Genomic DNA, 26,360 nt, shown 5'->3' with positions numbered 1-26,360 from the left:
TCGCGAGCAAGCTCAGCTCCCACAGTTTTTTTGGGTTTGCTCACAGACATCGCATCCATCCCCAATCCCTGTGGGAGCGAGCCTGCTCGCGATGGCGGCGGCACATTCAACATCGATGCAAGCAGACCCACCGCTATCGCGAGCAAGCTCAGCTCCCACAGTTTTTTCGGGTTTGCTCACAGACATCGCGTCCATCCCCAATCCCTGTGGGAGCGAGCCTGCTCGCGATAGCGCCCTGACAGCCGCCGCCTAACTAACTGACCCGACCCTCCAGTGGCGAGGGTCTTTGCTCCCGCTGGGCTGCGCAGCAGCCCCGACCGGGCTAACGTATTCCCCCAGGCAAACCCAACGGAGGCCGAATGGATAGCGCTCCAGGCAAACGCGTCATCGTCATCGGTGCCGGCATCGTAGGCGCATCCCTGGCCTACCATCTGGCGACCAAAGGCGCGAATGTCACCGTGGTCGAGGCCGAAGGCATCGCGTCAGGCGTGACCGGCAGCTCATTCGCCTGGATCAACACCTCCCATGGCGAACCCGACCCCATTGCGCCATTACGCGGTGCTGCCATCCAGGAATACCGTCGACTCGAAACACAGCTGCCCGACCTGAAGATCCAATGGACTGGCGCCCTATCTTACGGCCCGAGTTCAAAAGCGTCGGCAAGCCGAATATCCCAATCACAGATCCGTGAACTTGAGCCAAACCTCAAGAGCCCTCCTCAACAGGCTTCGTATGCAGCCGATGAAGGAGCACTGGACGCCGTAGCAGCAACCCATGCGTTGATCGCCGGTGCTCAAGCGAATGGCGCGCAAGTGCTCACTCAAACGCCGGTTCTCGGCTTTAAAACTCAGGGGTCCAGTGTGCGGGGCGTTGAAACCGCCGCGGGCGTCATCGAAGCCGATATCGTCGTATTGGCAGCCGGTACAGGCATCACGAAGCTGACCAACCTGCTTGAAGTCTGCCTGCCCATAGACGCCTCCCCGGCAATTTTCATCCGCTACAGCTCGCCACCCAACCTGGTGCGCACCCTCATCTCCAGCCCTGAAATGGAAGTGAGGCAAACCCCGGAGGGTGCGTTGCTGGCGGCCGAAGACTATCTGGACGAGGCCCTGGAAAACCAACCATCGGAGATCGCGCTGCGCACCGCCAACGCCATCAAAAGCGAACTCCACGGCGTTGTCTCCCTGGATCTGCAATCGGCTCGTGTCGGATACAGACCAATGCCTGCCGATGACCTCCCCATCATTGGTTATCTTCCGCAGGTTGGCGGCGTATACGTGTGCGTCATGCACCCCGGCGTTACCCTGGCGGCGATTGTGGGTCGGCTTGCCGCTGAAGAGATCATCGACAACGAGGCGTCCTCCGCCCTCGCCCCCTGCCGTCCGGATCGATTTTTCCAAGCGCATTGAGGGTTGAATGGCCTAAGCTCGCCTATTCCAAAATCAGCCAAGGAAGCGACAATGGGCATTCGAGGTAAAGACCGTCAGATCGATAACATCGAGTTCAATGTCAACGACATCGCCCGAAGCAAAGCCTTCTATGGTGATGTATTCGGCTGGAGCTTCGTCGACTACGGCCCGACCTATACCGAATTCAGCGACGGTCGCCTGACCGGTGGCTTCACGACCGGTGAACCGGTGCGCCCGGGCGGCCCGTTGATCATCTTGTACGCGGATGACCTTGAGGCCACCCAACTCAGGCTCAAGGCCACAGGAGCGACCATCAGCCGTGAAGTGTTCGCGTTCCCGGGTGGCCGACGTTTCCATTTTATCGATCCGGATGGCTATGAGTTGGCGGTGTGGTCGGCTTCCTGATAGCTGATTGAACGCAAACAAGCCTCCCTCTCCATGTCGGTTCAACTAAGCAAAATGGGGCGAGGTCATCCATTGTGGCGAGGGAGCTTGCTCCCGCTGGGCTGCGATATAGGTAGTCCGTTCCTTGCTCTTCCATACTGATGTTCGCTGGAATTCGGTTGTCGGCGAGGAAGGAACATGCACCTGCGGGCTACGAATAGGGCTGCAACGCATCTCGATGATTACTGCTTCACCTTCGAGGCCAGCAGGTGCGCTTGCGCCCTCTAACGAACACTCAGGGAAAGCCGGCCACGGCTCTCTATATCGCCTTCGCTGGACGCAAGCATGCATGTTCCTGCATGTACTTTAGCGTCTGTGGAGGTGTGCCATGCAAACGCTGTTGTCTCAGAAATTCACTGCTTATATCGGAATTGATTGGGCCGATACCAAACATGACGTTTGCCTGCAGGTTGCTGGGCAGGCCCAGCGGTCCTTCTCGGTGATCCGACACACCCCCGAAGCCATTGATCAATGGGCTCATGCGCTGTACCAGCGCTATGGCGGCCCTATCGCCATTGCCGTGGAGTTGGACAAAGGACCGTTGATCGCGGCTCTGCAAAAATATGATTTCTTTTGTTTGTTCCCGATTAACCCCGCCACCTTAGCCAAGCAGCGTAAAGCCTTCGTCCCCAGCGGTGCGAAGGATGATCCGAGCGATGCCCAGTGGGCGCTTGAGCTGTTGCTCAAGCATCCCGACAGATTTCCCCAGCAAGAGAAACAAAGTCCTGCCATACGCTCTCTGGCTAGCTTGACCGAACATCGGCGAACCTTGGTTGATGAGCGAGTAAGAATCAGCAATCGGTTGGTTTGCATGCTCAAGCAGTACTATCCGTTGGTGCTGGAGCTGTTCCACGACCATGACACGCTGGTGTTTTGTAATTTCCTGGAGCGTTGGTCGACGTTGGAGGCACTTAAACGTGCTCGGCCTGCCAGCGTTTTGAAGTTTCTTAATGCGCATAATGTTCGCCATGCAGAACTCAATCAGGAGCGTCTGGCCCTGATCCTCAAGGCCACGCCGCTGACAGAGGATCCGGGGATTGTTAACCCTTCAGCGCTGTATGTACGGATCCTGGCATCGCAGTTGAGCGGGATGTTGGTGGCGATCAAGCAGTTTGATGCGGCGATCGAAGAAACGGCCAATACCCTGGCCGATTACAGCCTCTTCAAATCCTTGCCTGGGGCCGGGCAACAGCTTGCACCACGGCTGATGGTGGCTTTTGGTGAGCAACGTGATCGTTTCAAGAATGCTGGTGCTGTGCAGCGATATGCCGGGATCGCTCCGGTTACCGAGCGCAGTGGCAAGAAGAAAATCGTCCGCTGGCGCTATCAATGTTCAACCTTTTTGCGCCAGACGTTTGTGGAGTGGGCTGCCCACAGCATCAATCAATCGGCATGGGCAGGGGCTTACTATCGCCAGCAGAAGGCCAAAGGCTGCTCTCATCAAGCAGCCCTGAGGGCACTGGCTTTTAAATGGATCAGAATCGTTTATCGGTGCTGGAAAACTAGAACTCCATACGACGAAAGCGTCTATCTACAAGCCTTGACCTGCCACGACTCGCCTTTGACGAGGGCATCGCAAGCAACAAAGGTATGTTGACGGAAGAGCTCAGGGCGTGAAGCAGCCCCCATCATTCCTACAGAAAAACCGCATCAACCGCTTTACGACGCCTATCCGCTGAGCAGAAGTAAGTCCTGCTCCGAGTCCCAGGGCAACACAACGCTCTGTTTATTCCCCCACCGCCACCCTTCTCCCCACCCACAAACAACTAATCGCGCTTGCTCCACTCCCCCAGCAACGCCTCGTAGACGCCCTGGCAAGCGATCTCGGCAGAGACCTCTGCATCGGCAAAAACTTGATAGCCAGTTGGGGTTAAACAGGCGTATCCCACACGCGCATCTCGTGGGTCGCTTTGGCGAGAAACCAAGCCTATTTTTTCAAGTGGTAGCAGGGATTTGGTGACTGCCGATGCAGTCAGCCCCATGCACTCAGCCAGATCAGCGCGCCGCAGTCGCGAGTTGTGCGCATGTTTTAGGTGATACAGGATCATGAAGTCGCTGAAGCTCAGGCCATGAACGGCGGAGAGCTTGGCGTCAACGCGCCGCGATGCCGAGGTGTATGCGCGTGACAGGCGAATACATAGATCAAGCATTGAGCCGTTGGCGGCATCTGAATTAGGTTTGTTGTCAGACATGGCAGCACTGCTCCAGCTCTTTTGGGGAGGGACGTTCAAATCGTGCCTCCATGGCATCGAACATGGGCCCCGTCACCTCAAAGGCATAGGTCTCTCCTTTTTCAGTGTTCCGGCGCATGACCCGCTCGCGCCGCAGTTGGAGATCTGCGTCGATGAAATAGCTGGACACCTGATATCCGGATTGGCCGGCCAACAGACGAACTCGCGTGCGATCAGCTTCGGTCATGAAGCCTTGATCAAGCACAACGTCGCGACCCGAATCCAGGACCTGTAAACACATCTCCCACATCTGCGCCTCACACCGCTGTACGCGCGTTAAAACCCACGCCAAGTTCATAGGCTGGGGTAAATCTGGGCCATAAAGCCTGAACATCCATTCATCGATAGAGAAGCGGACGCCGGTCAATTTGGCGCTCAGCTTTCGAGCTAGCGTCGACTTGCCCGCCCCAAGAGGACCAAAAACAATATGCACAGAATTCATTTCAACGCCTGCCTTCCAGATACTTGACTACTACAGCATCTGGAAATTAAGTGGGCGCGTCAACCTTGGCGATTAGTATTTTCAGACCATCTGTCTCAGCAATGCTCACAAAGAGGCGAAAACCCTCAACCGCGTCCATGATTACCCCCCTGCGATATCGAAAACGCTGGGTGAATGACCATTCCAGCCCCTCGACAACCGACCCCTAAACCCGCCGAACCACCGTCCAGCCAGGAATATCGCACAGTCCCCCAGGTCCATTAATCAAGGAGTCCCTGCCATGAAAATCGACTTCACCGGACGCCACGTCTTAGTCACCGGCTCCACCAGCGGTATCGGTTTTGCCACAGCCAAAGGCTTCCTCGAATCCAGCGCCCACGTGGTCATCAACGGTCGCAGTGAGAGCAGCGTGGAGGACGCGTTGCAACGCTTGGGCGACCTCGCCTCAAGGGCCGACGGCTTTGTGGGCGATCTCAGCAACGCGCCGGGCTGCCAGGCACTGATCGCCAAATACCCACGCTTCGATATCGTCATCAACAACCTGGGCATTTTCAAACTGGAAGACTTCTTCGAAACGCCGGACAGCGAATGGCAGCGCTTCTTCGAAACCAACGTGATGTCCGGCGTGCGTGTTTCCAGGGCCTACGCCCCGGGCATGGTCGAGCGCGGCTGGGGGCGGATTGTGTTTGTCTCTTCGGAATCCGGCGTGAACATTCCCGCCGACATGATCCACTACGGCTTCACCAAAACCGCCCAACTCTCAATCGCTCGCGGCCTGGCCAAACGCCTCGCCGGCACCGGCGTGACGGTGAACTCGGTGCTGCCTGGGCCGACGCTTTCCGAAGGCGTTGCCCAGATGCTGCAGGCAGACGTCGAGCGCACCGGGGACAGCCTGGAAAAGGTCGCGGCAGATTTCGTCAACCAGCACCGCAGCACCTCGATCATCCAGCGCGCGGCACGCGTCGAGGAAGTCGCCAACATGATCATCTACGCCAGCTCGGAACAGGCCTCGGCCACCACCGGAGCGGCGCTTCGTGTTGATGGTGGGGTGGTGGATAGCATCGTTTAGGATCCTGGGACATGTTGCAAAAAAACGCCGCTTCCTCATGAGAGATAAGCGGCGTTTTTTCTTTTGGAAGCAACATGGGTTGATTCGACCGGTTTTCGGAGCGGTGAAGGGATTGTTCAGCTCACTCTGTTTTGCAGCCGATCCGAGCCACCTTCAGCGATGCGGTTTTCCATCAGACGATCCGAGCCGCCTTCAGCTACGCGGTTTTCGATGAGTCGATCGGAGCCGCCTTCGGCCACGCGGTTTTCCATCAGGCGATCGGAGCCGCCTTCAGCTACGCGGCTTTCGATCAGGCGATCCGAACCACCCTCAGCGAACGTAGGTTGAACGAAGGAAGTCGCGAACGCATTGCCGAGGGACAGTGCCAGAAGCGAGCCGATGAGAGTTTTGTTGAGCGTTTTCATGTCCTGATCCTTTTTATTCGTAGATGAAGTGAGTTAGACGGTGACGTGCAAACGGACGTCGACGTTGCCGCGTGTCGCGTTGGAGTACGGGCAAACCTGGTGAGCGGCGTCGACCAGCGCTTGAGCATCGGCTTGATCCAGACCTGGCAGGTTGATGTGCAGGTCGATGTCCAGGCCGAAACCGCCAGGGATCTGGCCGATACCGACATGTGCCGTGATCGAAGCGTCAGCAGGAATGCTGCGTTTGCTTTGGCTGGCGACAAACTTCAATGCGCCAATGAAGCAGGCGGAGTAACCGGCAGCGAACAACTGCTCAGGGTTGGTGGCTTCACCACCGGCGCCGCCCAAGGCTTTTGGAGTGGCCAGCTTCACGTCGAGAATCTTGTCGCTGGAAACAGCACGGCCATCACGGCCACCGGTGGAGGTTGCGACTGCGGTGTAGAGAACGTTCATGGTGTTTCCTTTCGCTGATTGATTTGATCAATTTTGTTTAGCGCTAAATGTTTGCGCGCTAACCAGTTGCGATAAAGTTAACGGATGAATAGTTGGCGCGCAAGATAAATTTTTAAAAAACTCCCTGATTTGAATTAACCAATTGATCTAAAAAGAAATTTATTTCTAGGTGTCGCAGTGTCGCCAGCTTGTGTGGGCCGCGAGGCGAGCCAAGGGGAAGGAGGTGCTAGGGGGGATCAGCAGGACCAGCGCAATTGCAGGCCTTCAAAGAGAGGGAAATTCATAAGCAGTATGATAGGTTTCGATCGTCCCCAAGCTCTGCGTGGGAATGCCGCCAGGGACGCTCCGCGTTCCGCTTTTGGAAAGTGACCCCAATTCTATTGTGAGTTTTCTATGAAGGCTTCCAAGCACACTCCCAAGCCATTGCTTGCAGCTCAGTACCAAGCGGAAGCTCGCCGTCTGGCTGGCTGCGCGACCACTATTGAGCGCCAGTTCTTGTCGGTTAGCCTCGCCAAGGGTAAGGAGCTTGAACCCGTGGGCCGTATGGCCGGAGCCAGAACCTGATTTTCTGCTGATACAAAAAAAACCGCCGAACTGGCGGTTTTTTTTGGTTTCGCTCTGGGCAAAGCCAACCCGACTAAGCAACAGCCACTCGATTACGCCCCAGCGCCTTCGCCCGATACAGGGCTTTATCCGCATCGTTCATCAAGCTGTGAAGATCCTTGTTGCAGGCCTCCGTCGATGCCACGCCGAGGCTGGCTGATATGCAGTGGACAGGCTCGATCATCAAACCTGCAATCGTATCGACGAGCAGTTCTGCAATCTGGGTGGCAACCCCAATGGACGTGTCCGGGAGCAGAATGGCGAACTCTTCACCACCGAGCCGACCGTGGATATCCGTTGCCCGAAACGACGAACTGATGACCGCTCCCATCTGGCGCAAAACCTGATCGCCGACCTGATGGCCGTAGGTGTCGTTGATGTGCTTGAAGTGATCCATGTCCAACATGACCGCGCACAAGCCTTGCCGCTTGGCCTTACATTCGTTGTAAAGCTGCTGGGCATGCTCGAAAAACGCCCGTCGACTCTTCAGGCCGGTCAGTTCATCGGTTTGAGCGGCGCGGGTTGAAATGCTGTTGGCCTGTTCCATTTCACGGGTGAGTCGAAAGGCGATTTCCAGTGCCTGGGACATTTTGTGCGTGGCGCGGGCCGCAAATGCCGTGAACACCAGAATCGAAAGGGCCATGCCGACTTGAATCGGGGACGGTTGAAACAGCAGCCAGATCGTGCACGGCAACAACACCACGCCAATGGAGACCAGTGTCATATCGCGGTAAGCCGAGTAGCAGGACACCGCGCTGACGGACATGCCGACTGTAAAGAGCATGACCAACGCCTGCGACAACAGATCGTCCGCCGGCATGAGAACGAACGCCCCGCCGCCCCAGATGCTGGCGGATAGCACCAGGGTGACCCAGTATTTGCGCTCCCACTGTTGAGGCGTGCGCTGACTTTCGTCGCTGCGGAAATAGGCAACGAACATCGCGATACGCAACAGCGTCGATGCGGTCAGGATGACCATCCACCAAAAAATAGCGCCGTGCTCAAAACGATCCCAACACAGCCAACTCAGCATGATGGCAGCAAGGTAGCTACCAAAAACCGCAGAAACGGATTGGCGAAACAGCTGTTGCAATCGGTCGGTGCGCACCTGCTCGGCTATTACAAAATCCTGGCCATTGCGCAATCTTGGGCCATACATTTGAACCACCTGGTTATGACGCGACAAAAAACGATTGTGGCACCCTGCCATTACCGTAAACAACTGAATTACTGTGACGAGGGGATTTATCCCCAAACGTTATGCAGGAACACAAACCCCCCGTGGCGAGGGAGCTTGCTCCTACTGGGCTGCGAAGCGTCGAGCCGTGGTAGCGGGTGAACCCGCCAAAGAAAAACCCGACGCGTTACGTCGGGTTTTTCAGCGAGGGCAAGTTGTTTACGGGTTACTCGACTTGCGACAGCTTGGCGTCGTCGCAACCGGCAGCACGGCACTCGCGCTCGACAGCTTTGAGTATGACGATACGTGCCTCGGTCTTCTCATTGGCACAGTCCAGGTAGAGCAGGCCATCGTTGGAACAGGCGCTGTCACGATTTTTGATCCACTGGATTTGAGCGGCTTTCACTTTTTTCTTTTGATCCGGGTTCAGCGCACTCATCGTCTTCTTGTATTGATCATTGATGTCCTGATCCGACTGAACCATTTTCAGCGATGCGCAATAGGTTCTGTCATAGGCGTTTCTAGGGTTATCGCAACTCATCGCAGATGCCGATGCGGATGCCATTGCCAGCAATGCCCCAACCAACAAAGACTTGATCATTCATTTCACTCCCTGAATGCCCTCTATTCATTAGAGGTCGCGGCGGGAATTTATCATGCGGGTTGTAGAACAATGAAGCAGATCCTAGGGTTCATTCGGCCCGAACAATGGGCAAATGCTGATAGGGGTTCGGGAGCAAGTGATTGCTGAAAAAGGCTGGGTCGTTCCCGCCGCCCTCGCCGAATCCCCAAGCCGGTCAAATGTGGCGAGGGAGCTTGCTCCCGCTGGGCTGCAAAGCAGCCCCACCCACCACGGAAAATGCCTACAGACAAAACCGCATCACCCACTTCAAACCCCAACCGCAAACCCGTCTAGCCCCAATTTACGGGCCAAAACCAAGCCCTGTTTATTCCGCTGGCGTGATCTTTCTCTCAAGCTACACATCCTTGCGCCATTACCTACAACTACGCCAGAATCCGCCCGCTTGTGCACCTTGCCCCTGGGCTCTATCGTTTTCCTGCCACTGCCCATCAGTGGTCGGGTTTAGTAGCCCGAGGTTTTCCGCAAGATGCATGAGCTCTCCACTCAGGCAGGTGTTCCAATTCCTGTCCTTGATGGTGGCTGTGCGCAGGGCGCTTCGGCGCGCCGGCAATGCTGGAATCCCCGGTCTACTAACCTGCGTACAGCTGCCACCCTTCTTTTAGTAGGGAAAGGGTCGCGGCCTAACTCGAGGATTCCAGCTTATGTACAAAATAACTCCAAACCCTCCGGAAACGGACCAAACTCCCCCGCACACTAGATCCAAAGCCAAAAAGCAAGACGAAGCCGCCAAACGCGCCTTGGATCACTACCTGCTACCGAAACCGGCAAAGTCCGAAGATGCGTCCCAACCGGGCCAGCTCTTCACCGTCGCAAAAAACGCCGACAACGAATCTCTCCTCGCCAACCTCAGCGAAACCTTGGCGGCAGCCGACGCGATGGTCAGCAACCTGGCCTTCGACCTGGAAGGTCCGCGTCGTCACATCCTTCTCGGCATCCAGCAATTGATCGAATTGAGTTCATTGCTGGCGAATCGGGTGTTGGATAACGTCGATCCGCGATAGCAGGTAAACATCCTCCAAAAAAAGCAAACCCGACATTTTGTGTCGGGTTTGCTGTGTTCCATCTGGCCGTCGCTACCCTCACCCTGAGAAGAGTCGCATGAGGAGCCATGACCTAAGGAACAAAAAGTAAAAAAGGCCTGAGCACTTCTGCCTCGGAACATGTGATGTAGCTTAGCAAGACAAATCGGATAAAAATTTCACGGTTTTTTCTATGGCCGAGCGGTTGGTCTAAGCTGAACGGTGGCGCCTTGGATGAAGGTTTTCGAGACAGTACTTTCCATGGTGAGCCACTTCTCACGACGTAGCTACCTTCACAAGGATGACAGCATGACTGACAGAAGACCTTTGAATCCAAACGTAACTGTTCCAAAGCCAGGCGGCGGCGTTCAGCCTCGCTCTCGGAACCAAGACGGTCAAGTCCGTGATAAGCGTGATGACGCAGGAAAACCTAGGAAAAAATAATAAGTGCGATAACTTGCAGGCCGCTTGCAAAGAATGGAGTGGCTTGTATGTCTATATTACTTGATGCTTTGTTTTGCAATCATTCGCATACACTACGCCAACGTAGCGTGGACTCAATTTTAAGAGAGTGCTTCCATAATTTTGTGCTTTGTTGTCTCCAGCTTTCCTGTTTTTGAAATCAATGTGTAGGCTTTCTTCTGCCTATATTAAACCTATTCTCTTATTAATTTTATTTTTGCTTCCGGGGTTAAAAATTCTAAATTTTTGAAGTGCTCTTCCAGCATGCTCACAACCAACTCTACTATTCGCCAAACCGCCTCAAGCCGCAACTCAAGATCTTCTGAGCGTCCCCGAGCGCCTACCACTGCCGGACTAATACGCCCGTGTGCTACTTGGTGACGCTTCTGAACAACTTCATCTACATAAAACCGATCCTCGCTTTCTCGTAACAAATCTGAAGCTATGCCAATATAAGACATGACGTTAGAAATTACTTCTATTTCTGAACTTTGAAAGAGTGGAGAGAATACGGTGTTCTCAATTTTCGATATGTCCCCATTGGCGATTGCGGATATGAAATCCACCCGTTTTTTCCATCGTTTTTGCCCCTGTACTTCAGAAAGACTCTTAAAGTGTGAATTCATTACAGTAGGCAGGATGGCTAAATTAAAATCATTGTTACAAAGCTGAAACTCGGATAACGCTTGCAAGAATGCTTCAGCCGCATCATTTAGGGACTGTTCAAGCGCACCATATAATTGAACATAGTAAAGGCCTCGTAAAATTTTCACCTCCAGCGGATCTATAGGAGGGACATCTGTCGACTCTTGTGTTTTGATGAAGGATAAGAACATGCGAAGTTCTCTAAAACGATCCGCTATCTGTCCTCTCGGAAGATCGAGCATCATCATTTCAAATAGTCGCGGACATAATGAATACGCCCTGTAACCATTCGCTTATTATTTGTCCCTGCGGTGGTGATTTTCTTAAGCTCTGAATCCGCAACCAAAGCCCTTAGTTTCTGAGTATCTATTTGAACGCCTTCCTCTATTGCCAGAGCCGTGCCAACAGAAATGGCTTCGAATAAGTTGGCAGGGGTTATAGTAGATTGACCGCGACTCAATCCGTGGGGGAATGCAATAGCTAATACTGATAGTACTTGTTTAAACATAGACGCTTTTTTTGCTGGTAGTGCTTTCTCGGAGTTAACCTTCATATAGTCATTTAGAAAGCCTTTCACACTTTTTTCAAAGTTCTCATAGTTGTACAAATATGCCATGTATCTAAGAACATACTCTTCAGCGGTACCATTTTTAGAATCGCTCTCTCGCAGTCGTACCACTGTTTTGAAATCATCTATTTTTGATATTTTTTTGAGGGAGTCGTTAAATTTACCGCGGTAAATACAGTTGCGAATCTCTTGGTTGGTTAGCAATATGCCACCAGTATTCAAACGTTCAAATAAATCAAATCGGACGCTTAGGTCGCTTTTGTCGTTAAGAACAGTAACTCGGATTGGCCTGGTCATAAACATTAGTTGTACAGATTTTGGTAGGTCTTCAAACTTCTGTTTGTTTAATGTCGTTAGCTTTTCTAGTTTGTCGAGTTCAAGCGCTCCTTTCCTGTTAATTGATTCAAGCAGGTCGGAGTTGTCGCCAATATAATGTGCTACTGTCGATAAGCGCTGTACGCCATCAACGATTTCCCAAGTGGCATCAGCATTCGTTGCCATAAAAAGACTTGGAACGGGAATGCCCAGAAATACAGACTCGATTAACTCTGATTCTCGGACAGCATCCCATACAAATTGCCGTTGGTATTCAGGTGGAACAAAAATGTGACCTTCGGCAAACATGTCATATATTTGCTTTATAGTCATATCGTAACTATCAAAGGAAACTAGTCGACGCTCGACATCCAACTGCTGTTGTAGTTGCGAGAAATTGCCGGTTACTTTTGTCATATAATGCTAATCCCCTGAGTAGAGTTCCTTGCGCAAAACCCAAATACTTATTTTCTCCCCCAGTCATGAATTCGAGGCCAAAATGCATCTGTTTTTACGCTAGAGGCATTCTAGCTCGAAGGATGTGCTTGTGGCACCCCCTGTTTGCACAAGAGCATCTGAGAATTATTCCTGATTGTGTTCATTAAAATAAATCTACAGAATCGCTAAGCGCAATATTTGAGCAAAGGCCAGCCGAGAATTTAGGTCTATCAAAACCCTTGGCGCACTAGCAGCAACGGATATCTGAATGGATCAGTTAAGGCTCAAGCAGCGCCTAGGTGTAGTCAATGTAACTACGGAAGGCTAGCTGAATGTGTGCCAGATAAATCGTTCTGGGTTTTATTGCTTCGATTATGGCCAACCAGTCCTAGTGAAGGGACTGCTCATGGCCCATTAGATAGCCTTCGATAGGAGCCGATGGAAGGAGGTATTATGTCCAACGCCCCTTCCCGTTGAGTGAGAAGTAAATCTCCTCATCATGTTTTAATCGATAATCCAAGCAAAAAAACGGGCCTGCATTCCCACGCAGCCCCGTTTTTTAACCACCCGATCAGATCAAAACGCCGGCAAAACCGCGCCTTTGTATTTCTCAAGAATAAAAGCCTTCACTTCCGGCGTATGCAGCGCTGCAACCAGCTTCTTCATCGCCGCACTGTTCTTATCATCCTCACGAGCCACCAGGATGTTCACATAAGGCGAGTCGTTACCTTCAATCACCAACGCATCCTTGGAAGGATCAAGCTTCGCCTCCAACGCATAGTTGGTATTGATCAACGCCAGGTCCACCTGGGTCAGCACCCGCGGAATGGTCGCCGCTTCCAGCTCACGGAATTTCAAATCCTTCGGGTTCTCGGTGATGTCCTTGGTAGTCGACAGGATGTTGTTCGAATCCTTCAACTTGATCACCCCAGCCTTAGCCAGCAACAACAGCGCACGACCGCCGTTGGTAGCGTCATTCGGGATCACCACGTTGGCGCCGCCCGGCAGTTCTGTCAGTGCCTTGTACTTGCTGGAGTACGCGCCCAGTGGTTCCAGGTGCACACCGGCCACGCTCACCAGGTGCGTGCCCTTGGCCTTGTTGAACTCATCCAGGTACGGCTGGTGCTGGAAGAAGTTGGCGTCCAGGCGCTTTTCCGCAACTTGTACGTTCGGCTGGATGTAGTCGGTGAAGACTTTGACCTTGAGGTCCACGCCTTCTTTGGCCAATGCCGGTTTGACGAATTCGAGGATTTCCGCGTGCGGGACCGGACTGGCCGCGACGGTCAGGGTGTCGGCGGCGTGGGCGGAAAACGCTGCGGCGGCAGCGAAGGCAACCAGTAGTTTCTTCATTCAGCTAACTCCTTGTGGGGCGCCTGCTCTTGGCGCCTGCCAGCGAATGGCCGGCTCATGGTTTATTGGCCGCGAGGCCTTATTTTCTAGAAAAATGCACAACCAGTTTGTCGCCTACGGTCTGCAGGACTTGCACCAGCACCAGCAGCAACACCACCGTGACCACCATGACGTCGGTCTGGAAACGCTGGTAACCGAACCGGATCGCCAGGTCGCCCAAACCACCGGCGCCGACCACACCGGCCATGGCCGTGTAGGACACCAGCGTAATCGCTGTCACCGTAATCGCTGCAAAAATGCCCGGGCGGGCTTCTGGCAGCAAGGCGTTGACGATGATTTGCCGGGTGGTGGCGCCCATGGCCTGGGTGGCTTCGATGATGCCGCGGTCGACTTCGCGCAGGGCCGTTTCCACCAGGCGGGCGAAGAACGGTGTCGCGCCGACCACCAGTGGTGGAATCGCGCCGGCCACGCCCAGGGAGGTGCCGGTGATCAATACCGTGAATGGGATCATCACGATCAACAGGATGATGAACGGCAGCGAACGCAGGATGTTCACGATCAGCGACAGCAGCGCATACACGCCGCGGGCTTCTAGCAACTGGCGCGGGCTGCACAGGAACAGCAGCACGCCCAGCGGCAGGCCGAGCAGCACGGTGAACAGCAGCGAACCGAACAGCATCAGGAAGGTGTCGCCCGTCGCCAGCCAGATTTCCAGCCAGTCGATGTTGGAGAAGAACGAATTCAGCAGTTCCATTAGCGCAGCACCTCCATGTGGACATCGGCCGCGGTGAAGCGGGCAAACGCCGCCTCCATGTCACCGCCGGTGATGGCGAGGGTCAGTTGCCCGTAGGGGGTGTCTTTGATGCGGTCGATACGACCGGCCAGGATGCTGTAGTCCACGCCGGTTTCCCGGGCGATGGTGCCGAGCAATGGCGCGTAGGTCGCGTCGCCCTGGAACGTCAGACGCACGATGCGCCCGGGGACGTGAGCGAAATCGTCGCGCTGTTCGCTTTCGTCGATCTGCTCGTCTTCCTGGACGAAACGCTTGGTAGTCGGGTGCTTGGGGTGCAGGAACACTTGGGCCACCGGGCCTTGCTCGACGATCACGCCGGCGTCCATCACGGCCACTTGATCGCAAACGCGGCGGATCACGTCCATTTCATGGGTGATCAGCACGATGGTCAGCTTCAGCTCGCGGTTGATCTCCGCCAGCAGTTGCAGCACCGAGGCGGTGGTCTGTGGGTCGAGGGCGCTGGTGGCCTCGTCGCACAGCAGGATCTTGGGTTTGGTCGCCAGGGCGCGGGCGATGCCGACGCGCTGCTTCTGGCCGCCGGACAGTTGCGCCGGGTATTTCCTGGCGTGGTCGGACAGGCCCACCCGTGCCAGCAACTCGGCGACGCGCTGGTCGATTTCGCTGCGGGACAATTCGCCGGCCAGCGTCAGCGGCAGCGCCACGTTGTCGGCCACGGTCTTGGACGCCAGCAGGTTGAAGTGCTGGAAAATCATCCCGACTTGCTGGCGGAAGCGGCGCAGGCCGCTGGCGTCCAGGGCGGTGACTTCCTCGCCGTCGACGATGATCTTGCCGCCCGTGGAATCTTCCAGGCGATTGATCAGGCGCAGCAGGGTACTTTTTCCCGCACCGGAATGGCCAATCAGGCCGAAGACCTGACCGTTCTCAATCGTCAGACTGGTCGGATGCAGGGCGGGGATATCCCTACCGGCGACTCGGTAGGTTTTATGGACGTCTTGAAACTCGATCACGTAGCGAACCTTGTGGGGCGCGTTGGAAAAGGATCAGCGGTTAGCCGGGCGCGCATTTTAGCCTGTCCGTATAGAGGTTCTTAGCATTTATTTGCGATCAGACCTGTCATTTGGCAATAACGCGATCAAAGGCCATAAAAAAGGAACACGGCCAAACGGCGTCGGTCACTCATTAGGCCACTCGAAAATGCCCAGGTGCCGAACCTGCGGTATCGAACTCAAGAGTCCCGGCCATGGCGGGGATTGCAAAGAGGAGTCATGCCTGATGAGTACCAAAAAGCCCACGGTCAACAAGAGCCAACTGGCCGGGACCGACACGCTGGATCGCGGCAACACCAACGCCAAGCTCGAGAGCCTGGAACGGTTTCGCTCCGACGCCACCGAACAGGCGTTGCGCACCAACCAGGGCGTGAAGATCGCCGATAACCAGAACACCCTGCGCGCGGGCCCCCGCGGCCCTTCGTTGCTGGAAGACTTCATCATGCGTGAAAAAATCACGCACTTTGACCATGAGCGTATCCCGGAACGCATCGTCCACGCCCGTGGGACCGGCGCCCATGGTTATTTTCAGAGCTATGACGCGCATTCGGCATTGACCAAGGCCGGTTTCCTACAAGATCCGAGCAAGAAAACCCCGGTGTTCGTGCGTTTTTCCACTGTGCAAGGCCCACGCGGCTCCGGCGACACCGTGCGGGACGTGCGTGGCTTTGCGGTGAAGTTCTTCACCGACGAAGGCAACTTCGACCTGGTGGGCAACAACATGCCGGTGTTTTTCATTCAGGACGCGGTGAAATTTCCGGACTTTGTCCACGCGGTGAAACCCGAGCCCCACAACGAAATGCCTACAGGCGGCTCGGCCCACGACACGTTCTGGGATTTTGTCTCGCTGGTGCCGGAATCGGCTCACATGGTGATCTGGGCGATGTCTGATCGGGCCATTCCAAAAAGCCTACGCACGATGCAGGGTTTTGGTGTGCACACCTTCCGCATGATCAACGCCGAAGGCAAAAGCAGCTTCGTCAAATTCCACTGGCGCCCTACCGTCGGCACCTGCTCGTTGGTGTGGGACGAAGCCCAGAAACTGGCGGGTAAAGATACGGACTACCACCGTCGCGATCTCTGGGAGTCGATCGAGATGGGCGACTACCCGGAATGGGAGTTCGGCGTGCAGGTTGTTGCCGAGGAAGACGAGCACAAGTTTGACTTCGACCTGCTCGACCCGACCAAGATCATCCCTGAAGAGCTGGTGCCCATCACGCCCCTGGGCAAGATGGTGCTGAACCGCAACCCGGACAATTTCTTCGCCGAGGTCGAGCAAGTTGCGTTCTGCCCCGGGCACATCGTGCCGGGCATCGACTTTTCCAATGACCCGTTGCTGCAAGGGCGGCTGTTTTCCTACACCGATACGCAGATCAGCCGACTTGGTGGGCCGAATTTTCATGAGCTGCCGATCAACCGGGCGATCACGCCGGTACACAACGGCCAGCGCGATGCGATGCACCGCACCACCATCGACAAGGGGCGTGCGTCCTACGAGCCGAACTCCATCGACGGCGGCTGGCCGAAGGAAACCCTGCCCGGCCCGGAAGATGGCGGCTTCGAAAGTTACCCAGAGCGCATCGACGCCTACAAGATCCGCCAACGCAGCGATTCGTTCGCCGACCATTTCTCCCAGGCACGGCTGTTCTACAAGAGCATGAGCGCTCATGAGCAGGAGCACATCATTGCTGCCTACAGCTTCGAGCTGGGCAAGGTGGAGCGTGAGTTCATCCGGGCGCGGCAGGTCAATGAGATCCTCGCCAATATCGACCTGGAATTGGCTGCGCGTGTGGCGAAAAACCTCGGGTTGCCGGCGCCCACCGCTGGCACCGTCGATGTGCCAACGCCATCGCTGCAGCAGTCACCGGCCTTGAGTCAGGCGAACCTGCTGTCCGGCGACATCAAGACGCGAAAAGTGGCGGTGTTGGTGGCTAACGGTGTCGATGGGGCGATCATTGATGCGCTCAAGAAGGCCCTGAAGGCCGAGGGCGCCCACGCCAAAGTGCTGGGGCCGACCTCCGCACCGGTGACCACGGCCGATGGGAAAACGCTGGCGGTGGATGCGTCCATGGAAGGGTTGCCGTCGATTGCCTTTGACGCGGTGTTCGTGCCGGGTGGGGCGGAGTTGATCAAGGTCTTGAGTCGCGACGGCGTGGCGTTGCATTACGTGCTGGAGGCCTACAAGCATCTGAAAGCCATTGGGCTTCATGGTGAGGCCCGGCAGTTGTTGGTGGAGTTGAAGCTGGAGGTGGATGCGGGGTTGATCGAAGATGCGGATGCGAGCGGTTTTTCGCGGTTTTTTGCGGCGATTGCTCAGCATCGGGTTTGGGCGCGGGAGCCGAAGGCCAAGGCGGTTCCGGCCTAAAGAGATTTGTTGTCTGGTAGGGCGCTATCGCGGGCAAGCCTTGCTCCCACAGATCAGCTCCACAGCATCAACTCTCACAGGTGTTAGCTCTCACAGGGTCAATTCTCACAGGGTCAGATCTCACAGAGAACACATTGACCTATGGGAATTGCCCTGTGGGAGCAAGGCTTGCCCGCGATGCTTTTAGGGTTTGCGAGGTGTCAGCACGACCTGCGCCGACACACTGCGCAAAATCTGCTTCTGCAGTTTCAAATCAAACCCCGGATCAAGTTTCTTGACCCGCTTGCTCAGCAACGTCGCCAACCACGGATAATCATCAGTACGCGGCGCCTGGATGCTGACGTCACACTGATAATTCACCACGTCGGCGGCGATGGCATCCAGTTGTCGACGCATTTGCTGTATATCGGCGAGGTTGAGCGCAACCGTGGTGCTGGGGGCGCTCGGGTCGATCACTTTGGCGACCGGTTTGGCTTCGGCGGCCTTGAGGTCGGCCTCGGCTTTTTCCAGGTCGGCCTTGCGCGCTTCGGCAATGGCGCTGTTGACCTCGCCAGTGAGGGCCGGGGCCTTGGGCATCAACGCTCGGGCACGGCTCAGGGCGGTGGCGGCGGCGTTTACATCGCCTTTTTGCAGGTCGATCTGGCTGCGGCGCAAATACGCCTCGGCCAGTTGCCGCTGATAGGGTTCCAGAGACCGGTCTTCGGGCGACTGGGCTTGCAAGGCGGCCAACTGGTCTTCGGCGGTGGCCAGCTCATTGCTGGCAAGGCTTTGCTCGAGCTGCGCGATGGCCGGGCCCCGCGTATCGGGGGCCTGGATGACCGGCGGTGTACTCTGGCAGGCGCCCAGCAGCAGGGAAAATGCGACAAGGAGCAGATAACGGGAGGCGAACGGCTTCATTCCTGCGACTCTCTATTTGCGCAAAAAGCGAGCAAGTCTACACCCCTCGACGAGGCAGGACAAAACTCAGCAGAAACAGCGCGGCGGCGCTGACCACGATCGACGGGCCGGCCGGGGTGTCCTTGAACCAGGAAAGAGCCAGGCCGCCACACACTGCGAGCATGCCCAGCAGGCTCGCGCCCAGGGCCATCTGCTCGGGTGAGCGGGCGTGACGCTGTGCCGCAGCCGCCGGGATGATCAGCAATGAAGTAATCAGCAACACCCCGACGATTTTCATCGCCACCGCGATGACCACCGCAATCAGCAGCATCAGCGCCAGGCGCAAGCCCAGCACGGGCAGGCCTTCGACCCGGGCCAGTTCCTCGTGCACGGTGACGGCCAGCAAGGGCCGCCAGAGCGCCACCAGCAACAGCAGCACCGCGGCGCTACCGCCGAGGATCCACGACAGGTCCGTCGGGCTGATCGCCAACAGGTCGCCGAACAGATAGGCCATCAGGTCAATCCGCACGTCATGCATGAAGCTTAGTACCACCAGCCCGAGGGACAGGGTGCTCGGCGCCAAAATACCCAGCAGCGTGTCGGACGCCAGCGGTTGGCGGTGTTGCAAGGTCACCAGCACCACCGCCAGCAACAGGCAGCCAACGGTCACCGCCACCGCCGGGCTGACGTCCAGCAGAAACCCCAAGGCCACGCCGAGCAACGCTGCGTGGGACAAGGTGTCGCCGAAATAGGCCATGCGCCGCCAGACCACGAACGAACCCAGGGGACCGGCTACCAAGGCGAGTGCCAAGCCTGCGAGCAGGGCGTACAACAGAAAATCAGCCATGCTTGCAGCCATCTCCATGAACATGATTGGAAGCAGAAGGGGCGCTGACCACCGAACCATGCAGGTCATGGGCGTGGTCATGGTGGTGGTGATAAATCGCCAGGCTTTGTGCGTTTTTTCCGAACAACTCGACGAAAGCCGGATCGCCACTGACCTGCTCGGGATGCCCGGAACAGCAGACGTGGCGATTGAGGCAGACCACCTGGTCGGTGGTGCTCATTACCAGGTGCAAGTCGTGGGAGACCATCAGCACGCCGCAGCCGTGGCGGTCGCGCAGGCGCGTGATCAGGCTGTACAGCTCGGCCTGCCCCGCCACGTCGACCCCTTGCACCGGCTCGTCGAGCACCAGCAGCTCAGGCTCACGCAGCAGGGCGCGAGCCAGCAATACGCGCTGCATCTCGCCCCCGGACACGCTTTGCACCGGGCTGTCGATCACCTGTTCGGCGCCGACTTCCTTGAGCGCGGCCAAGGCGCGTGCGCGGTCCACGCCTGGCACCAGGCGCAGGAAGCGCAGCACCGACAGCGGCAGCGTTGGGTCTACGTGGAGTTTTTGCGGCATGTAGCCGACGCGCAACCTGGGCTTGCGCCAGACGCTGCCGCTGTCGGGCTTGAGCAAACCCAGCACGGCGCGCACCAGGGTGGTCTTGCCGGCGCCGTTGGGGCCGATCAAGGTCACGATCTGCCCCGGCTCGACGCTCAGGTGGATGTTGTCCAGCACGCTCTGCCCGGCGAACGTCACGGCCACCTGTTCGAGGCGGATCAACGCATTGCTCATCAGGCCCCCTGGCAGCCGGAGCAGAGACCGACCACTTCGACGGTCTGGGTGTCGACCACGAAGCCGACGTCTTTGGCGCTGGCGATGATGGCATCGCTGATGGACTTCTGTTCCAGCTCGATGGCGGCGTGGCATTCGCGGCAGATCAGGAACTGGCCTTGGTGGGCGTGCTCCGGGTGGTTGCAGCCGACGAAGGCGTTCAGCGACGAAATGCGATGCACCAGGCCGTTTTCCAAGAGGAAATCCAGCGCCCGGTAGACCGTTGGCGGCGCGGCACGGCGGCCGTCCTGCTCGCTGAGCACCGCGAGGATGTCGTAGGCGCCCAGTGGCTTGTGGCTTTGCCAGACCAATTCCAGCACGCGCCGACGCAGGGCGGTCAGGCGCAACCCTTGGCGCGCGCAGATGGCGTCGGCCTCGGACAGCGCGCTGTGCACGCAGTGGGAGTGATCGTGAGGACGACTGGCAAGGGGGGTAATAGGCATGGGCAGCGACGAGTTTAGTGAGAGACGTTATTATGTTACCCGTTCTCGCCTCTACGAGTGGTCATCGTGTCCCGATTTTTTTCGCTCTTTGTCGCTTTTGTCGCAAGTTTTCTACTGATCAGCTCGGCCCAGGCCGACGTCAAGGTGCTCACCAGCATCAAACCGTTGCAACTGATTGCCGCCGCCGTGCAGGACGGCGTGGCCGTTCCAGAGGTGTTGCTGCCGCCAGGGGCTTCGCCGCATCACTATGCATTGCGGCCATCGGATGTACGCAAGGTGCAGTCGGTGGACCTGCTGTATTGGATCGGCCCCGATATGGAAGGCTTTCTGCCGCGGGTGCTCAACGGTCGCAAGCAGCCCTCCGTCGCCATCCAGGATTTGCCCGGGCTCAAGTTGCGTCACTTCGCCCAGGACAGCGCGTCCCACGAAGATGATGACCATGACGCCGATGAACACGATCACGACCATCGCCCCGGCACCGTGGATGCCCACCTGTGGCTCTCGCCGCTCAATGCGCGGGTGATCGCCGCCAAGATGGCGGCTGACCTGAGCGCGGCGGATCCGGCCAACGCGGCCCGCTATCAAAGCAACCTCAAGGGTTTCAACCAGCGTCTCGATGCCTTGGACGCACGCCTCAAGGCGCGTCTGGCCGGGGTCGCAGGCAAGCCGTATTTTGTGTTCCACGAAGCGTTCGACTATTTCGAAGACCACTACGGCCTCAAGCACGCCGGGGTGTTCGCCGTGGCCGCCGAAGTCCAGCCCGGTGCCCAGCATGTGGCGGCGATGCGCACGCGCTTGCAGGCGGTGGGCAAGACCTGCGTCTTCAGCGAACCGCCCCTGCGCCCGCGCCTGGCCGAAACCCTGGTGGCCGGGTTGCCGGTGAAGCTGGCGGAGCTCGATGCGCTGGGCGGTTATACCCCGGCGACGGCGCAGGGGTATGAGCAGTTGTTGGAGAAATTGGGCAATGATCTGGCGGGGTGCCTGGAGTCGCTATAGCCCTGTGGGAGCAAAGCTTGCTCGCGACATAGGTGGCTCGATTTCTGAAAGATTTCATCGCCTTCATCGCGGGCAAGCCTTGCTCCCACAGGAAAAGTCGCTTACTGCTGTGGGAGCAAGGCTTGCCCGCGATGCTGTTTAGAGGGCGAAAGGCAACACTGTGTGAACCGTCTGCCGCTGCGCCAAGCGCTGCTGGAACTCCATCGGATCGTGGATCAACACATCCTGCCCGGCAAAGGATTCAGCGGCGATCAACCGCGACAGCCAGAACCGCACGCACGCCACGCGCAGCATGGTCGGCCACAGTTGCGCCTCAGCGGCGGTAAACGGTCGCAGTGCCGCATAGGCACCCAACAGCGCCCGCGCCCTGGCGCCATCGAGCACGCCGTCGTCGTCCGAGCACCAGTCGTTCAGGGCAATGGCGACGTCATACAACATCGGCCCGGAGCAGGCGTTGTAGAAGTCGATCAGCCCGGTCAGGTGCGTGCCTTCGAACATCGCATTGTCGCGGAACAGATCGGCATGGATGTTGGCGCGCGGCAGCGCCAGGATGCCGACCTTCTGCAACGAGATTTCATCCAGCGCCGCCTCGAGCAGCCGACGCGGCTCGGCGTCGAGGTGCGAAAGCAGCTGGGCGCCCTCCTCCTGCATCCAGTCCAGGCCGCGATCGGTCTTGCGCTTGATCATGTTGTCGCGGGTTGCCAGGTGCAGATGCGCCAGCAACTCGCCGACCTGGGCGCAGTGCTGGGCGTTGGCCTGCTTGATGTGCTTGCCGGCCAGGCGCGGTTGCAACAGCGCCGGCTTGCCCGCCAGTTCCCGCAGCGCGACGCCGTCGGTGGTGCGCAAGGCGTAAGGCACCGGCAGGTCGGCGTCATGCAGCACGTCCAGCAGTTCGATGAAGAACGGCATTTCCTGGACCGGACCGCGCTCGACCAGGGTCAGGACGAATTCGCCCTGCTCCAGGCTGATAAAGAAATTGGTGTTTTCGCTGCCGGCGGCGATCCCCTGGAAATCAAGCAGGCGGCCAAGCCCATAAGGGGCGAGAAAGGTTTCCAGCTCGGGCCGAGCCAGGGGCGTGAACACAGACATGGTTAAAACTGCCAGTACGGGCGCCCTTCAGCGGGCGCCGGTTGAAGTGCAGAGCGGTATTACCACTCAAAGATTTTCCACGAAGGGATCAGCATATCCGGCTGGTCCGAGCGGATGAAGTTTGCATCGGTACCGTCGGCACGCACCAGGAAATAAGGCTTGCCATTCTTGGGCGTGACCTTGATCGCGTACAAAAATCCGTTTTGCCGATACTCCTGAATGGTTTTATCGCCTTCGGTGCGGATGGTGACGTCCGGGTCTGCCGAAGGTGCGTCGTCCGCCGCCATGACGGCCAGCGGGGTGATTGCAAACAAGCCAGCCAGTAACAGGCGATTGAGTGTACGCATGATAACCTTGTCCCTTTGTCGTCAACGGTCCCGCTATTCTAGCCCCGGACCCGCCGAAAAGGTTGATCCTGCTCATGAGCCAAGCTCCCCTCGTCCTGGTGGACGGTTCTTCTTATCTGTACCGCGCCTTTCATGCGCTGCCACCGCTGACCACGTCCAAGGGCCTGCCGACCGGTGCGGTCAAGGGCGTGCTGAACATGCTCAAGAGCCTGCGCAAGCAGTATCCGGACAGTCCGTTCGCCGTGGTCTTCGACGCCAAGGGTGGGACGTTTCGCGATGAGCTGTACGCCGAATACAAGGCCAACCGCCCGAGCATGCCCGACGACATGCGCGTGCAGATCGAGCCGCTGCATGCCAGCGTCAAGGCCCTGGGGTTCCCGCTGCTGTGCGTGGACAACGTCGAAGCCGATGACGTGATCGGCACCCTGGCCCGCAGCAGCGCGGCGGCCGACCGCCCGGTGGTGATCTCCACCGGCGACAAGGACATGGCGCAGTTGGTCGACGGGCACATTACCTTGGTCAATACCATGACCGGTAGCGCCCTGGACGTGGCTGGCGTGAAGGAGAAGTTTGGCGTCGCTCCCGAGCAGATCATCGATTACCTGGCATTGATGGGCGATTCGTCCGACAACATCCCAGGCGTTCCGGGTATCGGACCGAAGACCGCTTCCGGCCTGCTGGTGGGCGTCAATGGCGGCCTGACCGAGCTGTATGCGCAACTGGACATCGTCGCCACCTTGCCGATCCGTGGCGCCAAGACCCTGGCCGCCAAGCTCGAAGAGCACAAGGAGATGGCGTTGCTTTCCTACGAACTGGCGACCATCAAGACCGACGTACCGTTGGATGTCGGCCTCGACGACCTGCAAATGGGCACGCCGGATCACGAGAAACTCGCCGAGCTGTACACGCTGCTGGAGTTCAAGAGCTGGTTCGAAGACAACCAGCGGGACGCCAAGCGTGCCGGCCAGGAGATCGTCGACGTTGCCGAAGAACAGCCCGGCGCTGCCGAGGCCAAGTACGAAGTCATCCTCGATCAGGCGCGCTTCGACGCGTGGCTGGCCAAACTGGACAAAGCACCGCTGTTTGCCTTCGTCACCGAAACCAATGGCGGCGATGCCCAGCATTCGCAACTCGTCGGCTTGTCGTTCGCCGTGGCTCCTTTCGAGGCGGCCTACATCCCGCTGACCCATTCCTACATGGGCGTGCCGGAGCAACTGGACCGCGACACAGTGCTCAAGGCACTCAAGCCGCTGCTGGAAAACCCGAACAAGCTCAAGGTCGGCCAGCACGCCAAGTTCGAAACCAACATCCTGGCCAACTGCGCCATTGGTGGCGATCAGAACAACGGCATCCTGGTCCAGGGCGTCGCCTTTGACACCATGCTTGAATCCTACGTGCTGGACTCCACCGCGACCCGCCACGACATGGACAGCCTGGCGCTCAAGTACCTGGGCCAGAGCAAGACCGATTTCCAGGACATCGCGGGCAAAGGGGTCAAGCAGCTGACCTTCGACCAGATCTCCCTGGAACTGGCCGGCCCTTACGCCGCCGAAGACGCCGACGTGACCTTCCGCCTGCATCAGGCCTTGCAGGAAAAGCTGGCCGCCACGCCAAGCCTGGGCACGGTGCTCAACGACATCGAAATGCCGCTGATGCCGGTCCTGGCGCGCATCGAGCGCCAGGGTGCGCTGGTCGATGCCAACCTGCTGGGCGTACAAAGTGTCGAATTGGGCGAGAAACTGGTGGCGCTGGAGCGTGAGGCGTTTGCCATCGCCGGCGAGGAATTCAACCTGGGCTCGCCGAAGCAATTGGGCGTGATCCTGTACGAAAAGCTCGGCTTGCCGGTGCTCAGCAAAACCGCCAAGGGCCAGGCGTCTACCGCCGAAGCGGTGCTCGCCGAGCTGGCGGAGCAGGATTACCCGCTGCCCAAGGTGCTGATGCAGTACCGCTCGCTGAGCAAGCTCAAGAGCACCTACACCGATCGCCTGCCGGAGCAGATCAACAGCCGCACGGGCCGCGTCCATACCAATTATCAGCAAGCCGTCGCCGCGACCGGGCGCCTGTCGTCCATCGACCCGAACCTGCAGAACATTCCGATCCGCACGGCCGAAGGCCGACGCATCCGCCAGGCGTTTGTCGCGCCGAAAGGCTACAAGCTACTGGCGGCGGACTACTCGCAGATCGAACTGCGGATCATGGCGCACCTGGCCAAGGACGAAGGCCTGCTCTATGCGTTTCGCCATAACTTGGACGTGCACCGGGCCACCGCGGCCGAGGTTTTCGGCGTTGAGCTGGAAGCCGTCACCCTGGACCAGCGCCGCAGCGCCAAGGCGATCAACTTCGGTTTGATCTACGGCATGAGCGCGTTCGGCCTGGCCAAGCAGATCGGCGTCGATCGCAAACAGTCCCAGGCTTATATCGACCGCTACTTCGCCCGCTACCCGGGTGTGCTGGCGTACATGGAGCGCACCCGCGCCCAGGCGGCCGAGCAAGGTTTTGTCGAAACCATTTTCGGTCGCCGGCTGTACCTGCCGGACATCAACGCGAAAAACCCGGCCCTGCGCAAAGGCGCCGAGCGCACCGCCATCAACGCGCCGATGCAGGGCACGGCGGCCGACATCATCAAGAAAGCCATGGTCGCCGTGGACCGCTGGCTGACGGCGTCCGGGCTGGATGCGAAGGTCATCCTGCAGGTACACGACGAACTGGTGCTGGAAGTACGTGAAGACCTGGTCGACCAGGTACGCGAGGAAATCCGCCAGCACATGAGCGCCGCCGCCACCCTGGACGTGCCGCTGCTGGTGGAAGTGGGCGTGGGCAACAACTGGGACGAGGCGCACTGATCCTTGCCGGAGAATTGAGCGGACTCTGTGGCGAGGGGATTTATCCCCGCTGGGCTGCGAAGCAGCCCTGAAGCCTGTCACCGCGGTGTATCAGATTGATGCGATCAGCTTTTTGGGGGCTGCTTCGCAGCCCAGCGGGGATAAATCCCCTCGCCACATTGATCACCGCGAATTCATGAGCGGCGTCATTAGCTCTGAAGATTCCTACGGTTATTTCCAAAAATAATCTGAACTAAACCCATGAATTGCCACTCAGAGATTTTGAATG

General features: G+C 57.7%; 24 protein-coding genes and 1 pseudogene. 8 read left to right on the top strand and 17 right to left on the bottom strand.

Going from position 1 to position 26,360, the window contains the following annotated elements; translation table 11 throughout:
• Positions 1–359: 359 nt before the first annotated feature.
• The 3 genes from CFII68_RS21390 to CFII68_RS21400 all read left to right on the top strand — a co-directional run bounded on the left by CFII68_RS21390 (position 360) and on the right by CFII68_RS21400 (position 3,450).
• Entirely contained in the window at positions 360–1,409 is a 1,050-nt protein-coding gene (locus CFII68_RS21390; protein WP_018602826.1) for an FAD-binding oxidoreductase, read from the top strand.
• Between the two features lie 51 nt (positions 1,410–1,460).
• Entirely contained in the window at positions 1,461–1,814 is a 354-nt protein-coding gene (locus CFII68_RS21395; protein WP_018602824.1) for a VOC family protein, read from the top strand.
• Positions 1,815–2,181: 367 nt separating this feature from the next.
• A complete protein-coding gene (locus CFII68_RS21400; protein WP_018602822.1) occupies positions 2,182–3,450 on the top strand; it encodes an IS110 family transposase in 1,269 nt (422 codons plus the stop codon).
• Positions 3,451–3,619: 169 nt separating this feature from the next.
• Here the strand turns inward: CFII68_RS21400 and CFII68_RS0125800 are convergent, their stop codons facing one another.
• Positions 3,620–4,045, bottom strand: a complete 426-nt coding sequence (locus tag CFII68_RS0125800) for a MarR family winged helix-turn-helix transcriptional regulator (protein ID WP_018602820.1) — start codon at positions 4,043–4,045, stop codon at positions 3,620–3,622.
• On the bottom strand, positions 4,038–4,526 hold the full coding sequence (locus CFII68_RS21405) for an ATP-binding protein (RefSeq protein WP_018602817.1): 489 nt from the start codon (positions 4,524–4,526) through the stop codon (positions 4,038–4,040). Before CFII68_RS21405 ends, CFII68_RS0125800 begins: the two co-directional genes overlap by 8 nt.
• Positions 4,527–4,806: 280 nt before the next feature.
• Here CFII68_RS21405 and CFII68_RS21410 point away from each other — a divergent pair, with 280 nt between their 5' ends.
• Positions 4,807–5,595 (top strand): SDR family NAD(P)-dependent oxidoreductase, encoded by a 789-nt coding sequence (locus tag CFII68_RS21410; RefSeq protein WP_018602813.1) that lies wholly within the window; start codon positions 4,807–4,809, stop codon positions 5,593–5,595.
• A 119-nt stretch (positions 5,596–5,714) separates the two neighbouring features.
• Here CFII68_RS21410 and CFII68_RS21415 read toward each other — a convergent pair.
• The 4 genes and pseudogenes from CFII68_RS21415 to CFII68_RS0125795 all read right to left on the bottom strand — a co-directional run.
• A pseudogene (locus CFII68_RS21415) lies at positions 5,715–5,999 on the bottom strand (hypothetical protein); the annotation flags it as partial.
• A 33-nt stretch (positions 6,000–6,032) separates the two neighbouring features.
• Positions 6,033–6,452 (bottom strand): organic hydroperoxide resistance protein, encoded by a 420-nt coding sequence (locus tag CFII68_RS21420; protein WP_003196182.1) that lies wholly within the window; start codon positions 6,450–6,452, stop codon positions 6,033–6,035.
• A 637-nt stretch (positions 6,453–7,089) separates the two neighbouring features.
• Positions 7,090–8,214, bottom strand: coding sequence for a diguanylate cyclase (locus CFII68_RS21425; RefSeq protein ID WP_018602805.1), 1,125 nt, complete (start codon positions 8,212–8,214; stop codon positions 7,090–7,092).
• 244 nt (positions 8,215–8,458) lie between these two features.
• Positions 8,459–8,833, bottom strand: coding sequence for a lysozyme inhibitor LprI family protein (locus tag CFII68_RS0125795; protein ID WP_033062452.1), 375 nt, complete (start codon positions 8,831–8,833; stop codon positions 8,459–8,461).
• Positions 8,834–9,516: 683 nt separating this feature from the next.
• Here CFII68_RS0125795 and CFII68_RS21430 point away from each other — a divergent pair.
• A complete protein-coding gene (locus tag CFII68_RS21430) occupies positions 9,517–9,876 on the top strand; it encodes a DUF6124 family protein (RefSeq protein WP_018602801.1) in 360 nt (119 codons plus the stop codon).
• 674 nt (positions 9,877–10,550) lie between these two features.
• On the opposite strand, the gene CFII68_RS21435 is transcribed toward CFII68_RS21430, so the two are convergent.
• From CFII68_RS21435 to CFII68_RS21455, 5 genes are all read right to left on the bottom strand, one after another.
• Positions 10,551–11,249: an MAE_28990/MAE_18760 family HEPN-like nuclease gene (locus tag CFII68_RS21435; protein WP_018602800.1), complete on the bottom strand. Its 699-nt coding sequence runs from the start codon at positions 11,247–11,249 to the stop codon at positions 10,551–10,553.
• Positions 11,246–12,301: a DUF262 domain-containing protein gene (locus CFII68_RS21440; RefSeq protein WP_018602797.1), complete on the bottom strand. Its 1,056-nt coding sequence runs from the start codon at positions 12,299–12,301 to the stop codon at positions 11,246–11,248. Before CFII68_RS21440 ends, CFII68_RS21435 begins: the two co-directional genes overlap by 4 nt.
• Before the next feature lie 597 nt (positions 12,302–12,898).
• Entirely contained in the window at positions 12,899–13,672 is a 774-nt protein-coding gene (locus CFII68_RS21445) for a MetQ/NlpA family ABC transporter substrate-binding protein (RefSeq protein ID WP_018602795.1), read from the bottom strand.
• Between the two features lie 79 nt (positions 13,673–13,751).
• Positions 13,752–14,426: a methionine ABC transporter permease gene (locus tag CFII68_RS21450; protein WP_014335809.1), complete on the bottom strand. Its 675-nt coding sequence runs from the start codon at positions 14,424–14,426 to the stop codon at positions 13,752–13,754.
• A complete protein-coding gene (locus CFII68_RS21455; RefSeq protein WP_018602793.1) occupies positions 14,426–15,433 on the bottom strand; it encodes a methionine ABC transporter ATP-binding protein in 1,008 nt (335 codons plus the stop codon). The genes CFII68_RS21450 and CFII68_RS21455 overlap by 1 nt, the downstream gene beginning before the upstream one ends.
• A gap of 187 nt (positions 15,434–15,620) precedes the next feature.
• Between CFII68_RS21455 and katE the strand changes: the two genes are divergently transcribed.
• Positions 15,621–17,837, top strand: a complete 2,217-nt coding sequence (gene katE, locus CFII68_RS21460; RefSeq protein ID WP_256211707.1) for a catalase HPII — start codon at positions 15,621–15,623, stop codon at positions 17,835–17,837.
• Positions 17,838–18,020: 183 nt separating this feature from the next.
• On the opposite strand, the gene CFII68_RS21465 is transcribed toward katE, so the two are convergent.
• The 4 genes from CFII68_RS21465 to zur are packed head-to-tail and all read right to left on the bottom strand — an operon-like array spanning position 18,021 to position 20,817.
• Positions 18,021–18,734: a PA5502 family lipoprotein gene (locus CFII68_RS21465; protein WP_018602789.1), complete on the bottom strand. Its 714-nt coding sequence runs from the start codon at positions 18,732–18,734 to the stop codon at positions 18,021–18,023.
• A 37-nt stretch (positions 18,735–18,771) separates the two neighbouring features.
• On the bottom strand, positions 18,772–19,560 hold the full coding sequence (gene znuB, locus CFII68_RS21470; protein ID WP_003196213.1) for a zinc ABC transporter permease subunit ZnuB: 789 nt from the start codon (positions 19,558–19,560) through the stop codon (positions 18,772–18,774).
• Positions 19,553–20,335 carry a zinc ABC transporter ATP-binding protein ZnuC gene (znuC, locus tag CFII68_RS21475; protein ID WP_018602784.1) on the bottom strand — a complete coding sequence of 261 codons (783 nt, stop codon included), beginning with the start codon at positions 20,333–20,335 and terminating at the stop codon, positions 19,553–19,555. Before znuC ends, znuB begins: the two co-directional genes overlap by 8 nt.
• The gene (gene zur, locus CFII68_RS21480) at positions 20,335–20,817 is read right to left on the bottom strand and encodes a zinc uptake transcriptional repressor Zur (RefSeq protein ID WP_018602776.1); all 483 of its coding nucleotides are present in this window, start codon (positions 20,815–20,817) and stop codon (positions 20,335–20,337) included. The genes znuC and zur overlap by 1 nt, the downstream gene beginning before the upstream one ends.
• 66 nt (positions 20,818–20,883) lie before the next feature.
• Here zur and znuA point away from each other — a divergent pair, with 66 nt between their 5' ends.
• Complete coding sequence (znuA, locus tag CFII68_RS21485) at positions 20,884–21,813, top strand: zinc ABC transporter substrate-binding protein ZnuA (RefSeq protein WP_018602774.1); 930 nt, start codon at positions 20,884–20,886, stop codon at positions 21,811–21,813.
• A gap of 138 nt (positions 21,814–21,951) precedes the next feature.
• Here the strand turns inward: znuA and CFII68_RS21490 are convergent, their stop codons facing one another.
• Positions 21,952–22,902 (bottom strand): homoserine kinase, encoded by a 951-nt coding sequence (locus CFII68_RS21490; RefSeq protein WP_018602772.1) that lies wholly within the window; start codon positions 22,900–22,902, stop codon positions 21,952–21,954.
• A 59-nt stretch (positions 22,903–22,961) separates the two neighbouring features.
• The gene (locus CFII68_RS21495; RefSeq protein WP_018602771.1) at positions 22,962–23,249 is read right to left on the bottom strand and encodes a DUF2782 domain-containing protein; all 288 of its coding nucleotides are present in this window, start codon (positions 23,247–23,249) and stop codon (positions 22,962–22,964) included.
• 74 nt (positions 23,250–23,323) lie between these two features.
• Here CFII68_RS21495 and polA point away from each other — a divergent pair, with 74 nt between their 5' ends.
• Entirely contained in the window at positions 23,324–26,092 is a 2,769-nt protein-coding gene (polA, locus tag CFII68_RS21500) for a DNA polymerase I (RefSeq protein ID WP_018602769.1), read from the top strand.
• Positions 26,093–26,360: the final 268 nt, after the last annotated feature.

The sequence above is a fragment of the Pseudomonas sp. CFII68 genome (assembly GCF_000416195.1).
Classification (GTDB): domain Bacteria; phylum Pseudomonadota; class Gammaproteobacteria; order Pseudomonadales; family Pseudomonadaceae; genus Aquipseudomonas; species Aquipseudomonas kilonensis.
This window is presented reverse-complemented; position numbering and strand designations above follow the sequence as displayed.

Excerpts from the sequence above, each read along its gene's own strand:
- CFII68_RS21390 (WP_018602826.1), top strand. The coding sequence starts at position 360 with ATGGATAGCGCTCCAGGCAAACGCGTCATCGTCATCGGTGCCGGCATC.
- CFII68_RS21395 (WP_018602824.1), top strand. The coding sequence starts at position 1,461 with ATGGGCATTCGAGGTAAAGACCGTCAGATCGATAACATCGAGTTCAAT.
- CFII68_RS21400 (WP_018602822.1), top strand. The coding sequence starts at position 2,182 with ATGCAAACGCTGTTGTCTCAGAAATTCACTGCTTATATCGGAATTGAT.
- CFII68_RS0125800 (WP_018602820.1), bottom strand. The coding sequence starts at position 4,045 with ATGTCTGACAACAAACCTAATTCAGATGCCGCCAACGGCTCAATGCTT.
- CFII68_RS21405 (WP_018602817.1), bottom strand. The coding sequence starts at position 4,526 with ATGAATTCTGTGCATATTGTTTTTGGTCCTCTTGGGGCGGGCAAGTCG.
- CFII68_RS21410 (WP_018602813.1), top strand. The coding sequence starts at position 4,807 with ATGAAAATCGACTTCACCGGACGCCACGTCTTAGTCACCGGCTCCACC.
- CFII68_RS21420 (WP_003196182.1), bottom strand. The coding sequence starts at position 6,452 with ATGAACGTTCTCTACACCGCAGTCGCAACCTCCACCGGTGGCCGTGAT.
- CFII68_RS21425 (WP_018602805.1), bottom strand. The coding sequence starts at position 8,214 with ATGTATGGCCCAAGATTGCGCAATGGCCAGGATTTTGTAATAGCCGAG.
- CFII68_RS0125795 (WP_033062452.1), bottom strand. The coding sequence starts at position 8,833 with ATGATCAAGTCTTTGTTGGTTGGGGCATTGCTGGCAATGGCATCCGCA.
- CFII68_RS21430 (WP_018602801.1), top strand. The coding sequence starts at position 9,517 with ATGTACAAAATAACTCCAAACCCTCCGGAAACGGACCAAACTCCCCCG.
- CFII68_RS21435 (WP_018602800.1), bottom strand. The coding sequence starts at position 11,249 with ATGATGATGCTCGATCTTCCGAGAGGACAGATAGCGGATCGTTTTAGA.
- CFII68_RS21440 (WP_018602797.1), bottom strand. The coding sequence starts at position 12,301 with ATGACAAAAGTAACCGGCAATTTCTCGCAACTACAACAGCAGTTGGAT.
- CFII68_RS21445 (WP_018602795.1), bottom strand. The coding sequence starts at position 13,672 with ATGAAGAAACTACTGGTTGCCTTCGCTGCCGCCGCAGCGTTTTCCGCC.
- CFII68_RS21450 (WP_014335809.1), bottom strand. The coding sequence starts at position 14,426 with ATGGAACTGCTGAATTCGTTCTTCTCCAACATCGACTGGCTGGAAATC.
- katE (WP_256211707.1), top strand. The coding sequence starts at position 15,621 with ATGCCCAGGTGCCGAACCTGCGGTATCGAACTCAAGAGTCCCGGCCAT.
- CFII68_RS21465 (WP_018602789.1), bottom strand. The coding sequence starts at position 18,734 with ATGAAGCCGTTCGCCTCCCGTTATCTGCTCCTTGTCGCATTTTCCCTG.
- znuB (WP_003196213.1), bottom strand. The coding sequence starts at position 19,560 with ATGGCTGATTTTCTGTTGTACGCCCTGCTCGCAGGCTTGGCACTCGCC.
- znuC (WP_018602784.1), bottom strand. The coding sequence starts at position 20,335 with ATGAGCAATGCGTTGATCCGCCTCGAACAGGTGGCCGTGACGTTCGCC.
- zur (WP_018602776.1), bottom strand. The coding sequence starts at position 20,817 with ATGCCTATTACCCCCCTTGCCAGTCGTCCTCACGATCACTCCCACTGC.
- CFII68_RS21490 (WP_018602772.1), bottom strand. The coding sequence starts at position 22,902 with ATGTCTGTGTTCACGCCCCTGGCTCGGCCCGAGCTGGAAACCTTTCTC.
- CFII68_RS21495 (WP_018602771.1), bottom strand. The coding sequence starts at position 23,249 with ATGCGTACACTCAATCGCCTGTTACTGGCTGGCTTGTTTGCAATCACC.
- polA (WP_018602769.1), top strand. The coding sequence starts at position 23,324 with ATGAGCCAAGCTCCCCTCGTCCTGGTGGACGGTTCTTCTTATCTGTAC.